This is a genomic window from Streptomyces glaucescens, assembly GCF_002154375.1.
In the GTDB taxonomy this organism is placed as follows: domain Bacteria; phylum Actinomycetota; class Actinomycetes; order Streptomycetales; family Streptomycetaceae; genus Streptomyces; species Streptomyces glaucescens.
Window position 1 is genome coordinate 1 of record NZ_MUND01000016.1, and the last position, 13,059, is coordinate 13,059.

A 13,059-nucleotide genomic window follows, 5' to 3' on the forward strand; every position below is an offset into this window, starting at 1 on the left:
ACCACGAACCCGGCCGCCGGCTGGACCGGCGCGCCCGGACTGCTGCCGGCGGCCGGGTTCGTGGTGCTGCTCACCGTCGGCCAGATGCTGGTCGCACCCGCCGCCCGCGCCTGGGTCCCCGACCTCGCCGAGGACGGCCGGCTCGGTCTCTACACGGGCGCGCTCTCCTCGGTCTCCGGCCTGATCGTGCTGCTGGGCAGCGCGGCCACCGGCATCCTCCTGGACGCGGACCTGCCGGCGGCGGTGCCGTGGCTGCTGCTCGCGGCGGTGCCGGCGGTGGCGGCGGGCCTGCTGCCGCGGCGGGCGTGAGGACGGTCGTCCCGGGAGCGGTCGTCCCGGGAACGGTCGTCCCGGGAACGGGCATCACGGGATCGGGTATCGCGAGAGCGGGAAGTCCCGAGCCGGGCGGCGCCGGAGCGGGCATCGCGAAGCCGGGCATCGTGAGGACGGTGCGCCGTCGACGGCCCCGCCCCGGCAGCCGTCCGCGACCGCCGCCACAGCCACCGCACATCCCGCCCGAACGACCACGTCAACAGGGCCAGTGCCACCGCCACCACCCCCGCGTCGACCGCGACGGGCAGCAGCCCGGCGGCGGCCACCAGCAGGAGCACCCCCTGGAGCGCGGCCACCGTCTTGCGGGCCGTGCTCGGCGGCAGGGGAGCGGTGAGCCACGGCCACAGGCGGGCGGCGGCGACGAACGCGTAGCGCATGCCGCCGATCAGCAGCACCCATGCGCCCAGCCGCGTCGAGACGTACACGCTGAGGACGAGGATCAGAAACGCGTCGACCTCCATGTCGAAGCGCGCTCCGAGCGGCGACGCGGTGCCGGTGCGCCGGGCGACCTTGCCGTCCACGCCGTCGAGGACGAGCGCCACCGCAGTCAGGCCGACGAACAGGGCGGCGGGCGGGGCGCTGCGGAAGGAGTCGGCGACCAGTGCCGTCACCGCGCCGACCAGGACGGCCCGGCCGAGCGTGACCCGGTTGGCGGGTCCGAACGAGCTGAGCCGGGAGCGGTGCACGGCTCGGGAGAGGACCGCCCAGCCCGTTACCGCGAAGGCGAGGCCGGTCAGCCAGCCCGCCGGGCCCATCCCGGTCGTCGCGCCGAGCAGGGCCAGCAGCAGGATCTGCAGACCCGCGCCCGCCGCGGCCTCCTGCTGGACGGGCCACGCACCGCGTGTGTTGTTCAGGGCCACCGCACATCCTCCGGCCGTGTGACAGAGTCGATCGACGCCGCGTACTGTGCGCGGCCTGTGCACCGCTCGGTACGGGAACCACTCGCCGATCGTTCAGGAGGAGCGCCGATGACACGCCCCGCACGTGCGTTCTGGCTCATCTCTCCAGGGTATGGAGAGATCCGTGAGGTCGAGCTGCAGGATCCGGCCGAAGGCGAGGTGCTGGTACGGGCGTTGTGGTCGGGGGTGAGTCGCGGCACGGAGACGCTGGTGTTCCGCGGCGGGGTGCCGCGCAGCCAGTACGCGGCGATGCGGGCGCCGTTCCAGGAGGGCGACTTCCCGGGGCCGGTGAAGTACGGCTACCTGAGCGTCGGGGTCGTCGAGCAGGGCCCCGCGCACCTGGCCGGCCGTACCGTCTTCTGCCTCCACCCGCACCAGACCCGCTATGTGGTACCGGCCTCGGCGGTCACCCCCGTACCGGACCATGTGCCGGCCGAACGGGCCGTGCTGGCCGGCACCGTGGAGACCGCGGTCAACGCGCTGTGGGACGCGGCACCGCTGGTCGGTGACCGGGTCGCGGTCATCGGCGGCGGCATGGTCGGCTGCTCGGTGGCCGCGCTGCTGGCCCGTTTCCCCGGCGTGCGGGTCCAGTTGGTGGACACCGACCCGGCCCGCGAGGAGACCGCCAAGGCGCTGGGCGCCGGTTTCGCCGCACCCGCCGACGCGCTCGGCGACTGCGACCTCGTCGTCCACGCCAGCGCCACCGAGCAGGGCCTGGCCCGCGCCCTGGAACTCGTCGCCGACGAGGGCACGGTCCTCGAACTGAGCTGGTACGGCGACCGGAAGGTGAGCCTCCCGCTGGGCGAGGACTTCCACTCCCGGCGGCTGGTGCTGCGCAGCAGCCAGGTCGGCGCCGTCGCCCCGGCGCGCCGCGCCCGCCGCTCCTACGGCGAGCGGCTCGCCCTCGCCCTCGACCTGCTCGCCGACCCGGCGCTCGACGCGCTCGTCACGGGCGAGTGCGCCTTCGAGGAGCTGCCCGAGGTGCTGCCGCGGCTGGCCGACGGCAGCCTCCCGGCGTTGTGCCACCGGGTGCGGTACGGGAGATAACCGCCGCTGAACACGGGAAGGCCCTCACCCGTACTAGTCGGCATCGATGCACCGCACCTGGAGGGTCGTTCCCTTGTTCAGTGTCACCGTCCGCGATCACATCATGATCGCCCACAGCTTCCGCGGCGACGTCTTCGGCCCCGCGCAGCGCCTGCACGGAGCGACGTTCCTGGTGGACGCCACCTTCCGGCGGGCCGAGCTGGACGACGACAACATCGTCGTCGACATCGGCCTGGCCACCCGGGAACTCGGCGCGGTGGTCGGGGAGTTGAACTACCGCAACCTCGACAACGAGCCCGACTTCGCCGGGGTGAACACCTCCACCGAGTTCCTGGCGAAGGTGATCGCCGACCGGCTCGCCGAGCGGGTGCACAAGGGTACGCTCGGCGAGGGCGCCCGGGGCATCGCGGGCATCACGGTCACCCTGCACGAGTCGCACGTCGCCTGGGCGAGTTACGAGCGTGCCCTGTGACCGACGCGCTGACCGAACCCGCGGCGCGCCCCGCCGCGGGCGCCCCGCTGCGCCAGGTGCCCGTCCGGTCGACCGCCCTGGCGGGCGCGGAGATCGTCCGGATGTCCCTGCGGACCGTGCACTTCGTGCTGCCGGGCGGGGTCGACGACCCGGCCGCGCCGAGCGGCGGCAACGCCTACGACCGGCGGGTGTGTCTGGACCTGCCCGGCTTCGGCTGGCAGGTCCACCGGCTCCCGGTCGCCGGTTCCTGGCCTCGCCCGGATGCCGCGGCCCGCACCGAACTCGCGCGTACTCTGCGTGAGTTGCCGGACGGCGCGGTGGTGCTGCTCGACGGGCTCGTCGCGTGCGGCGTCCCCGAGGTCGTCGTCCCGGAGGCGGAGCGGCTGCGGCTCGCCGTGCTGGTGCACCTGCCGCTCGCCGACGAGACGGGCCTTCCGCCCGCCACGGCCGCCGAGCTGGACGCCCGGGAGCGGGCGGTGCTGCGGGCGGTCCCGGCGGTGATCGCCACCAGCGACTGGGCGGTCCGCCGGCTGGTCGCCCACCACGGGCTGGCCCCGGACCGGGTGCACGCCGCCGCGCCCGGCGCGGACATCGCGCCCCTGGCGTCCGGCACCGACGGTGTGTCACGGCTGCTGTGCGTCGCCGCGGTCACCCCCCGAAAGGGGCAGCACCGGCTGGTGGAGGCGCTGGCCGCGGTGACCGACCTGCCGTGGAGCTGTGTGTGCGTGGGCGGGCTGACGCAGGACCCGGAGTACGTCGCCCGGCTGCGGGCCCTCATCGACGGGCACGGCCTGACGGGCCGTGTCCACCTCGCGGGCCCGCAGTCCGGGGCCGCTCTCGACGCGAGTTACGCCGCCGCCGACCTCATGGTTCTCACGTCGTACGCCGAGACGTACGGCATGGCGGTCACGGAGGCGCTGGCGCGCGGCATCCCGGTGCTGGCCACGGACGTGGGCGGACTCCCGGAGGCGGTCGGCCGCGCCCCCGACGGCGGGGTGCCCGGCATCCTCGTCCCGCCGGAGGACCCGGCCGCGCTCGCCGCGGAGCTGCGCGGCTGGTTCGGCGAGGCGGACGTGCGGCGCCGTCTCAAGGCCGCCGCGCGGCGCCGCCGGGCCGCCCTCGACGGCTGGGCCACCACCGCCCGGTCACTGGCCGGCGTACTGAGCCGGCTCCCCGGCGAACCACGGAGGGCGGCATGAACGACACGGGTACGACGACGCAACGGGGCGGCGGGATCCCGGCGCAGCCGGAGGCGCGGGGCGCAACGGCCCCGGAACCCGGGGTGATTGCCGGTGCCGGGCCCACCGTCCGCCCCGGCGAGCGGCCCACCGTACGCCTCCGGGAGGGCGGCGAGGCCGGGGAGCCGCCGCGGTACGCGCCGGAGTGGCTTCAGCTGCGGGAGGCCGCCGACGCGGCGGCGCGGGCGGGGGAGCTGGTGGATCCGCTGCGGATCCGGCTGGCCAACCTGCCCCGGCGCGGCGGCGGACTCGTCGTGCACGACCTGGGCTGCGGTACCGGCTCGATGGGCCGCTGGCTCGCGCCGCGGCTCGACGGAGCCCAGCACTGGGTGCTGCACGACCGCGACCCCTACCTGCTGCACTTCGCCGCCGTGGCCTCCCCGCGCGCCGCGGCCGACGGCAGCCGGGTCACCGTCGAGACCCGGCGCGGCGACATCGCCCGGCTCACCCCGGACGCCCTCGCCGGCGCCTCCCTCGTCACGGCGTCGGCGCTGCTGGACGTCCTCACCGGCGAGGAGGTCGAGGCGCTCGCCGCCGCCTGCGCGGGGGCCGGGTGCCCGGCCCTGCTGACGCTGTCCGTGGCCGGCCGGGTCGAACTCGCCCCGCACGACCCGCTGGACGCGGAGATCACCCAGGCGTTCAACGCCCATCAGCGGCGCTCCGGACTGCTCGGCCCGGACGCGGTCACCGCGGCCTGCGCGGCGTTCGCCGCGCGGGGCGCCACGGTGCGGGTGCGGCCGAGCCCCTGGCGGCTCGGACCCGGCGACCCCGAGCTGACGGCGCAGTGGCTGCGCGGCTGGGTCGGCGCCGCCGTCGAGCAGCGCCCCGGCCTGGCGGCGCGCGCCGGGAAGTACCTGGCGGCGCGCCTGGCGGCCTGCGCGGCGGGGGAGTTGCGGGTCACGGTCCACCACAGCGACCTGCTGGCGCTGTGCCGCCCGGCCGGCGGGGCCTCGTGAAGACGTTCCGCACGGTGCGTACCCGGCTCGGCGCGATCGCCGGCGTGGCCATCCTCGCCGTCCTCCTCTGGCGGCTGGGCACCGGCGTGTTCCTGGGCGGGCTGCGGCGGATCGACGGGCCCGCGGTGCTGGCGGCCGTCGGGATCGGCCTGGTCACGACGGCGTTCAGCGCCTGGCGCTGGCAGCTGGTGGCCCGCGGTCTCGGGATCCGGCTGCCGTACGGGCCGGCGGTGGCGGGCTACTACCGGGCGCTGTTCCTGAACGCGGCCCTGCCCGGCGGAGTCGTCGGCGATGTGCACCGCGCGGTGCGGCACGGGCGCGGCGCCGGGGACCTCGGCCGGGGGGTGCGGGCGGTGGTGCTCGAACGGACTGCCGGGCAGGTGGTGCTGGCGGTGGCGGGCGCGGGGATCCTGCTGACCGTGCCGTCGCCGGTGCGGACGCAGGTCCGCCAGCTCGCCCTGCCGGCGGCGCTGGCCGTGCTCGGTGTGGCGGCGGTGGCTCTCGCCCTGTGGCCGGACCGGGACCCGCGGGCCCGCCGCCGGGTGCTGGGCGCCGAGGTGCGCGCGGCACTGCTGTCCCGCCGCAACGGGCCCGGCGTCGCCGCAGCGTCCGTCGTCGTCCTGGCCGGGCACGTGGCGATGTTCCTGCTCGCCGCCCGGGTGGTGGGCAGCGACGCCTCCGCCGTGGCGCTGCTGCCGCTCGCGGTGCTCGCCCTGCTCGCCATGAGCGTGCCGTTCAACGTCGGCGGCTGGGGGCCCCGGGAGGGCGCCACCGCCTGGGCGTTCGGGGCCGCCGGGCTGGGGGCCGGCAACGGTCTCGCGGTCGCCGTCGTCTACGGAGTGCTGGGCCTGGCGGCGAGTCTGCCGGGCATGCTGGTGCTCGCCGCCCGCTGGGGCACGTCCCCGCGGGCGGCCGGTACGGCGGGCGGAGAGGCCGCGCCCGTCTTACCGGAGCCCGGGCCCGCGGGCCGCTACACCCGCTCCGACCGTACGTCCCGTACGACCCGTTCGTCTTCCTCGGAGGTGAGCAGCGTGAAATACGCGGCGAAGGAATCCACCAGACTCGCCAGCAGTTCCTTCCCCTTTTCCGCGGTGCCCAGGGAGGGCCTGCCGATGACTCCGGAATCGGTATAGGCGGACATACCGGTGGTGAGCAGATGACGCCGGTCGTCGGCGAGGAAATCGGCGGTCTCATAACCGGGCCGGACCGATTCGGGATGGGTGTGCAGCAGGATGGAGGTCTCTATTTCCCCGGCGTGCATGTCGGTCTGCAGCGAGGTCTCCACCCCGGCCCGTTCCCGTGCCGTCTCCCAGTCCTCCGGGGCGGGGAACAGGGCCATGCGCTCGCCGCGCGCGGTGGCCTCCTGGACGGCGTTGCCCAGGACGTAGTTGCCGCCGTGCCCGTTGACCAGCACCAGCGCCTCGACGCCGGAGCGGCGCAGCGAATCCGCCATGTCCCGTATCACCGCGTGCAGGGTCACCGACGAGATGCTGACGGTTCCCGGCCAGCCCGCGTGCTCGTGCGAGCAGGAGACGGTCACCGGGGGCAGCAGGTGCACCGGGTACGCGGCGGCGATGTCCCGGGCGACGGCGCAGGCGACGAGCGTGTCGGTGGCCAGCGGGAGGTACGGGCCGTGCTGCTCGAAGCTCCCGACCGGGAGGACGGCGACCTGCCGCGGCGCACCGGCCCCCCGCGCGCGTACGTCCTCCGTCGTGTCCGCCGGAAACAGACCCCCACCATTCATATCCTCACGGCCTTTCGACTCTGATTGGGAAGTCAGATCATGACAGAAAACCTCGGCGTCATCGGCGGTAAGTCGACGCATCGCACCGGTGTGGAACGCGTGGTGAATGCCCCGCTGCCCACCGTGTACGGACACTTTCAGGCGATCGGATATCTCGACCACGACCGCGGCGAGGAGCAAGTGGCCCTGGTCCACGGCGAACTCGGCACCGACCGGGTGCTCACCCGGCTGCATTCCGAGTGCCTGACCGGTGACGCGTTCGGCTCGCGGCACTGCGAGTGCGGTGACCAGCTGGCGTCGGCGCTGCGCGCGGTGGCCGCCGAAGGGGCCGGTGTGGTCGTCTACTTGAGAGGGCACGAGGGCCGGGGCATCGGGCTGCTGGGCAAGCTGCGGGCGATGGCGTTGCAGGCGGAGGGGCTGGACACGGTCGAGGCGAACGTCGCGCTCGGCCTGCCGGTGGACGCCCGGGACTACGGGGTCGCCGCCGGGATCCTCCAGGACCTGGGGGTGAGCTCGGTGCGGCTGATGTCCAACAACCCTCGCAAGCGGGAGGCGTTGGTGCGGCACGGCATACAGGTCGACGAGCAGGTACCGCTGCTCATACCCCCGTGCGAGAACAACATCACGTACCTGCGGACGAAGCGGGAGCGGCTGGACCACCATCTGCCGCATCTGGACGCGGTGGCGCACTTGTCCTGACGGCCTCCAGGGGGTGTCTCCCAGCGCCGGGCGCCGGCCCGCGGCCGGCGCCCGGCAGGGCCCCGCCCGGGCTACCGCGGCGACTGCCGGGACACCGGCGCGACCACCTCGTGGACCAGCCGCTTGAGGTCCGGGTAGACGGTGTGCGAGCGGCGCGGGCGCAGCTGGGTCAGGAACTGCACGGTCAGATCGCGGCTCGGATCGACCCAGAACGTCGTCGTGGCCACCCCGCTCCAGCCGAACGTGCCGATCCCGGAGGGCGCCTGGGTGCGGGACGGGTCGATCACCACCGACACGCCGAGGCCGAATCCGACGCCCTCGTTGCCGGGCGCGTCGTGGGCGGGGTGGCTGCCGAAGGACCGCAGGTCGGCGTTGCCGGGCAGCTGGTTGGCGGTCATCAGGGCGACGGTCTCCGGCGTGAGCAGCCGTACCCCGTCCAACTCCCCGCGGCGGCGGAGCATTTCCATGAACCGGTGGATGTCGTAGGCGCTCGCCGCCAGGCCGCCGCTGCCGGACAGGAACCGCGGCCGGCCGCGCAGCGGCAGCCCGGGGATCGGCTCGATGCCGCTGCCGTCCTCCTTCTCGCCGTACAGCTCGGCGAGCCGCCCCGCCTGTTCGTCGTCGATCCGGAACCCGGCGTCCGGCATGCCGAGCGGCCGGAAGATCCGCTCGGCGAAGAACTCGTCCAGCGGCCGTCCCGACACCACCTCGATGATCCGGCCCAGCACGTTGCTGGCCACCGAGTAGTTCCACTGCGTGCCCGGTTCGAACTGGAGCGGCATCCGCGCGTACACCTCGACCGTGCGTGCCAGGTCGGCGCCGGGCGCCACCGACGAGTGCAGACCGGCGTCCCGGTAGAGGGCGTCGACCGGGTGGGCGTGGTAGAAGGCGAAGGTCAGGCCCGCGGTGTGGGTCATCAGATGACGGATGCGTATCGGGCCGGCGGCCGGGCGGGTGCGGACCTCCTCGCCGGAGCCCTCGACGTGCACGCGGGCGTCGGCGAACTCGGGGAGGTACCGGGCGACCGGGTCGTCCAGCGCCAGCCGGCCCTCCTCCATCAGCAGCAGCGCGGCCACCGCGGTGACCGGTTTGGTCATGGAGTAGATCCGCCACAGGGTGTCCGGCTCCACGGGGAGTCCGGCGGCGACATCGCGGTGCCCGTACGTGGTGAGGTGGGCGACCCGGCCGCCGCGCGCGACGGCCACGAGGAAGCCCGGCAGCCGTCCCGCGTCGACCTGGCGGGCGAAGTGCCGGTCCAGCCGGCCGAGCGCCTTCGCGTCCAGCCCCGCCTCGCCCGGCTCGACCTCTTGTCGCAGCTGTGCCATCGTTCTCCTCCGATCGCGTTCCTCGAGGTGCGATCGGGCATACCCCGTGCAGATGCCCTCAGACCTCATCGTCGCGCAGGACGCCGGTCCGGGCCCGTCCTGACGTGCGCGCCCGCGGGTTCCTCCGCCTCCTTCACCCCCGCCTTCCCCGGCAGCGCGCCGCCGAGCACCGCGCCGAGCGCCGCGACCGCGGCGAGTGCCGGCAGGGGGGTGCGCGGGGAGCCCAGTTCGACCAGCAGGGTCGCCGCGGCCACCCCCAGCACGGGGCCGATGTTCAGCGCGGTCTGCTGGAGGCCGCCCGCCACGCCCGCCGACTCCACGGGGGCGTGCCGTACGACGACATGCGTGGCCGCCACCATCACCGTGCCGAAGCCGGCCCCGACCAGTGCGAAGCCCGCGCACAGGGTGAGCGTGCCGGACGCGCCGTACAGCACCGCGATGCCCGCGGCGAGGACGAGTGCCGCCGCCGTGGTCGTCCGCCGGGCTCCCGCCCGCCGCAGCAGTACGGCGCACACCGGCGCGGCGGCGATCATCAGCACGGCCAGCGGCAGGCTGCGCAGCGCGCTCCGCAGCGGGTCGAGGCCGAAGGTGTCCTGGAGCAGGTAGACGCAGGAGAACAGGGCGCCGTGCAGGGTGGCCGAGGCGGTGACCAGCAGGCCGAGCGCGGAACGGATGGCCGCCGGCCCCACGACGGCGGCGGGCAGCAGCGGGCTCGCCGCCCGCCGCTCGTGCCGTACGAACGCCACCCCGGCGACGGCCGCCACGGCGAGGCCCGGGACCGCGGGACCCGCCCCGGCGGACTCGGACAGGGCGGCCAGGGCGTGCACGAGGGCGGCGAGGGCCAGGGCGAGCAGCAGCGCACCGGGCAGGTCCAGCGGTACGGCGGTCCGCGGCGGCCCGGATGTCCGTGTGGCGAGGGCGAGCAGGCCGAACAGCAGGGCCGGTACGACGTGCAGCAGGAACACCGACCGCCAGCCCAGCTCCGTCACCAGCGCCCCGCCGAGGACCGGGCCCGCGGCGGCGGCCACCCCGATCGCGGCGGTGCGGACGGCGAGGGGCGCGCGCAGCCGGTCCGGCGGGTAGGCGGCGCGCAGCATGCCGAGCGTGGCGGGCTGGAGCAGCGCCCCGAAGATGCCCTGGGCCACCCGCAGCGCGATCACCCAGCCGATGCCGGGCGCGAGCGCGATCCCGGCCGACGTGACGCCGAAGCCGATCATGCCCAGGCCGAACAGGCGCCGGTGCCCGTACCGGTCGCCCAGCCGTCCCGCGAACACCAGCAGCGCGGCCACCGCGATGAGGTAGCCCGTGGTGGTCCACTGCACCTGGGTGAAGGAGGCGCCGAGGTCGCGCTGGAGGGTGGGCTGGGCGATGGTCAGGATGGTGCCGTCCAGGGCGACCACCACCGCCCCGGCCACGCTGCTCGCCAGCGTCAGCGGGCGGTTCGGCGGGCGGCTCGCGGTGCGGTTCACCGGGCGGACCCGGGGCCGAGGTGGGCGTCCAGGACGGTGTGCAGCAGGGGCGTGGGGTCCTCGCTGCCGGTGGCGAGCTGGAGGCTGCCCCAGCACCACAGCTGGGCGACGCCGTGCAGGTTCGCCCACAGCACGCCCGCGACGGCCCGGGCGTCGGCGTCGGGCCGGGCCCGGCCCACCAGGTCCACCAGTATCCCGAAGAGCGGCAGGCTGGTGTCCCGCAGGCCCAGGTGGCCGCTGGACAGCAGGTCGTGACGGAACATCAGCTCGTACATCCCGCGGTTGCCGAGCGCGTAGTCGAGGTAGGCCCGGCCGAGCGCCGCCACCTGCTCGCGCGGGCCCGCCGTGCCGCCGCCGGCCGCCAGCGCCTCCCGCGCCCGCTCGCCCAGCGCGTCGAAGCCGCGGCGGGCGATGGCCGACAGCAGTTCGAGGTGGGTGGGGAAGTGGCGGCGCGGCGCCCCGTGCGAGACCCCGGCCCGACGGGCGATCTCCCGCAGTGTCAGCGCCTGGGCGCCTTCGGCGGCCACCAGGTCGACGCCGACCTCCACCAGTCGCGCCCGCAGGCCGGGTTCGGGTTCCTCGGGAGTAGTCATGGACAGTGTCTACCAGCCAGGCGTAGACAGTGTCTACTCGCGTGGGCGGGCGGGGAAGCCATGGGCGCGGGCGCCCACCACCACGGCCAGCACCGGGACCAGCAGCACCAGTACGCCCCACGGGAACGAGCCCGCCCCGAACACGCCGAGCAGGACGCCGCCGAGCACCCCGCCGCCGGCCATCGCCGCGTTCCACAGCGTGACGAGCATCGCCTGCGCGGCATCCGCCTGTTCACCGCCCGCGTCCGCCACGGCCGTCTGGAGCAGGGTGGGCGCGCCGCCCCAGCCCAGCCCCCACAGCGCGGCGGCGAGCCACACCAGCGCGGGGGTGCCGGCGTATCCGGCGAGCAGCGCCGCCGCCCCGCCGACCAGCAGGGTGCTCGCCACGGTGAGGGCGCGCAGCCGCCGGTCGACGTGCGTGCCGACGATCCAGATGCTCAGCAGCGAGGCCCCGCCGAACACCAGGAGCACCAGGTCGGCCCGGTCGCCCATGCCGTACCGGTCGAGGAACGTGGCGATGTAGGCGTACAGGACGGTGTGCGCCAGCACGAAGACCAGCGTGACGGACAGGACCGGCACCACACCGGGCACCGACAGCGCCCGCAGCACCGGGCCGCGGTCGCCCGCACGCCGGCCCGGCCGGTCCGGGACGCCCAGCGCGATCCAGCCGAGCAGCACCGCCGTGACCGCCGTCATCAGCCAGAACGCCGCGCGCCAGCCCAGCACCCCGCCCAGGTGCGTTCCGGCGGGCACGCCGAGCGACAGCGCCACCGGGATGCCGGTCATCACCACCGCGACCGCCTTGCCCTGGAGGGCGGGCGGCGCCAGGCGGCGGGCGTATCCGGCGAGCAGCGCCCAGGCGAGGCCCGCGGCCACCCCGGCCGTGAACCGGGCCGCCATGGTCAGCGGATAACTCGCCGAGGCGGCGGTGACCGTGTTGGCGACGGCGAAGGCGGCCATCGCCGTCAGCAGCAGCCGCTTGCGCCGCCAGTGCGCGGTGGCCGCGGACAGCGGGATCGCGGTGAGCGCCGTACCGACCGCGTACACCGTCACCGACTGTCCCGCCGCGCTCTGGCTCACCCCGAGGTCCGCGCTCATCGCGGGCAGCACGCCCGCGGGCAGGGTCTCGGTGAGGCTCGTGACGAAGACGGCGGTGGCCAGGGCGAGGAGGGCGGTCAGGGGCAGCCGGGGCGGACCCGCTTCCTGCTCCCGCCGGCGTTCTGGCTCGAGAGAAGTCCGGTTTCGCATGCCCGCAGGGTCGGACCTGACACCTGTGTCAGGTTCAAGGGGCGAGCCCGGGCGGGCGGCGGCTCACGGCCGGTTGACGGTACGGCTCACACCCGCGACGACGGCCGTCGCCAGGATCCAGCCGGTGAGCACCAGCACGTACGCCAGCGCCTGATGCCAGCCGGTGGGCGCGAACGCCGCCTCCTGCCCGAAGGAGATCACCGGCAGCAGCAGGTCGAGGGAGTAGAACACCGGGTTGAAGTCCGGCGCCTCGTCCGGCTTCAGCGGCGGCGGATGCTCCAGGGCGAAGGCGACCGAGCCGACGGCGAGCAGCGACAGCAGCCAGCCGAAGGCCCGCATCGGCCGGAAGCCGTAGCCGACGGCGGCGTCCTGCACATGGCCCCACGCCCGGCCGTACCAGGGCTGCGTGGAGCGGTGCCGGCGCTGCTTGGCGAGCTGCACCAGCCGGGCCGCGTGGTCGTCGCCGATCCGCCGGTAGGCGGCGGTCAACTGCTCGTAGGCGTGCGGCACATAGCCGTCACCGTCCCGCTCCAGCATCGGCAGCCGCCGCTCGGCGGGCTCGTGCGGGGTGAGCGAGGTGTAGGCGAGGCCGCTGATCAGCACCCGGCGCGGCAGCATCTCCGGCTCCACGAACAGCACCTCGACCTGGGCCCGGCGCAGGTTCAAGGTGCCCTCCATCGCCGGTCCCCTGCGCAGCCACAGCTCCCCGACGGTGGCGCTGGTCGCCCGCAGCGCCGCGCCGCAGGGGTTGTAGAGATGGGCGTACGACAGGTCCAGACGGCCCGCGATGCGCGCGCCGCGCAGTCCCACCCAGCCGCGCACCCGGGCCTGCCGCAGCAGGAAGTCCCCCTCCACGGCGAGGGTCTGGGCGTCGATGACGACGTCCTCGTCCCGCTCGAGCCGAGCCTCCCTGAAGTTGACCGAACCGGTGACCGAGGCCCCGTTGAGCCGTATCTCGCCCCGGGCCCGCAACCGGGGCGCCCACAGGTCGTCGTTGATGACCGCCTGGTTGAGCTTGAGCACCGGCCCCGCGCCG

The 13,059-nt window shown here is 75.2% G+C and carries 11 protein-coding genes and 3 pseudogenes; 7 read left to right on the forward strand and 7 right to left on the reverse strand.

Going from position 1 to position 13,059, the window contains the following annotated elements; translation table 11 throughout:
- A pseudogene (locus tag CCN42_RS01070) lies at positions 1–309 on the forward strand (MFS transporter); the annotation flags it as partial.
- Positions 310–446: 137 nt separating this feature from the next.
- Here the strand turns inward: CCN42_RS01070 and CCN42_RS01075 are convergent.
- A pseudogene (locus CCN42_RS01075) lies at positions 447–1,193 on the reverse strand (CDP-alcohol phosphatidyltransferase family protein); the annotation flags it as partial.
- A 108-nt stretch (positions 1,194–1,301) separates the two neighbouring features.
- Here CCN42_RS01075 and CCN42_RS01080 point away from each other — a divergent pair.
- The 5 genes and pseudogenes from CCN42_RS01080 to CCN42_RS01100 form a co-directional block, all read left to right on the forward strand.
- Positions 1,302–2,279 carry a zinc-dependent alcohol dehydrogenase gene (locus CCN42_RS01080; protein ID WP_086732637.1) on the forward strand — a complete coding sequence of 326 codons (978 nt, stop codon included), beginning with the start codon at positions 1,302–1,304 and terminating at the stop codon, positions 2,277–2,279.
- A 73-nt stretch (positions 2,280–2,352) separates the two neighbouring features.
- A complete protein-coding gene (locus CCN42_RS01085; protein ID WP_086732638.1) occupies positions 2,353–2,751 on the forward strand; it encodes a 6-pyruvoyl trahydropterin synthase family protein in 399 nt (132 codons plus the stop codon).
- A 101-nt stretch (positions 2,752–2,852) separates the two neighbouring features.
- A complete protein-coding gene (locus tag CCN42_RS01090; RefSeq protein WP_086168686.1) occupies positions 2,853–3,950 on the forward strand; it encodes a glycosyltransferase family 4 protein in 1,098 nt (365 codons plus the stop codon).
- Complete coding sequence (locus CCN42_RS01095) at positions 3,947–4,945, forward strand: methyltransferase domain-containing protein (protein ID WP_086732639.1); 999 nt, start codon at positions 3,947–3,949, stop codon at positions 4,943–4,945. The genes CCN42_RS01090 and CCN42_RS01095 overlap by 4 nt, the downstream gene beginning before the upstream one ends.
- Positions 4,946–5,031: 86 nt before the next feature.
- Positions 5,032–5,736 (forward strand): annotated as a pseudogene (locus tag CCN42_RS01100) (lysylphosphatidylglycerol synthase transmembrane domain-containing protein); the annotation flags it as partial.
- A gap of 179 nt (positions 5,737–5,915) precedes the next feature.
- Here the strand turns inward: CCN42_RS01100 and CCN42_RS01105 are convergent.
- The gene (locus CCN42_RS01105; RefSeq protein WP_086732640.1) at positions 5,916–6,689 is read right to left on the reverse strand and encodes a creatininase family protein; all 774 of its coding nucleotides are present in this window, start codon (positions 6,687–6,689) and stop codon (positions 5,916–5,918) included.
- Between the two features lie 39 nt (positions 6,690–6,728).
- On the opposite strand from CCN42_RS01105, the gene ribA reads away from it, so the two are divergent.
- Positions 6,729–7,388: a GTP cyclohydrolase II gene (ribA, locus tag CCN42_RS01110; protein ID WP_086732641.1), complete on the forward strand. Its 660-nt coding sequence runs from the start codon at positions 6,729–6,731 to the stop codon at positions 7,386–7,388.
- A 71-nt stretch (positions 7,389–7,459) separates the two neighbouring features.
- On the opposite strand, the gene CCN42_RS01115 is transcribed toward ribA, so the two are convergent.
- From CCN42_RS01115 to CCN42_RS01135, 5 genes are all read right to left on the reverse strand, one after another.
- Positions 7,460–8,713, reverse strand: coding sequence for a serine hydrolase domain-containing protein (locus tag CCN42_RS01115; RefSeq protein WP_086732642.1), 1,254 nt, complete (start codon positions 8,711–8,713; stop codon positions 7,460–7,462).
- Between the two features lie 65 nt (positions 8,714–8,778).
- A complete protein-coding gene (locus CCN42_RS01120) occupies positions 8,779–10,182 on the reverse strand; it encodes an MFS transporter (RefSeq protein WP_086732643.1) in 1,404 nt (467 codons plus the stop codon).
- Entirely contained in the window at positions 10,179–10,775 is a 597-nt protein-coding gene (locus CCN42_RS01125; protein ID WP_086732644.1) for a TetR/AcrR family transcriptional regulator, read from the reverse strand. The genes CCN42_RS01120 and CCN42_RS01125 overlap by 4 nt, the downstream gene beginning before the upstream one ends.
- Positions 10,776–10,808: 33 nt before the next feature.
- Positions 10,809–12,023 (reverse strand): MFS transporter, encoded by a 1,215-nt coding sequence (locus CCN42_RS01130; RefSeq protein WP_086732645.1) that lies wholly within the window; start codon positions 12,021–12,023, stop codon positions 10,809–10,811.
- Positions 12,024–12,086: 63 nt separating this feature from the next.
- A partial coding sequence (locus CCN42_RS01135; RefSeq protein ID WP_086732646.1) for a membrane-associated oxidoreductase occupies positions 12,087–13,059 on the reverse strand: 973 nt, incomplete at its 5' end.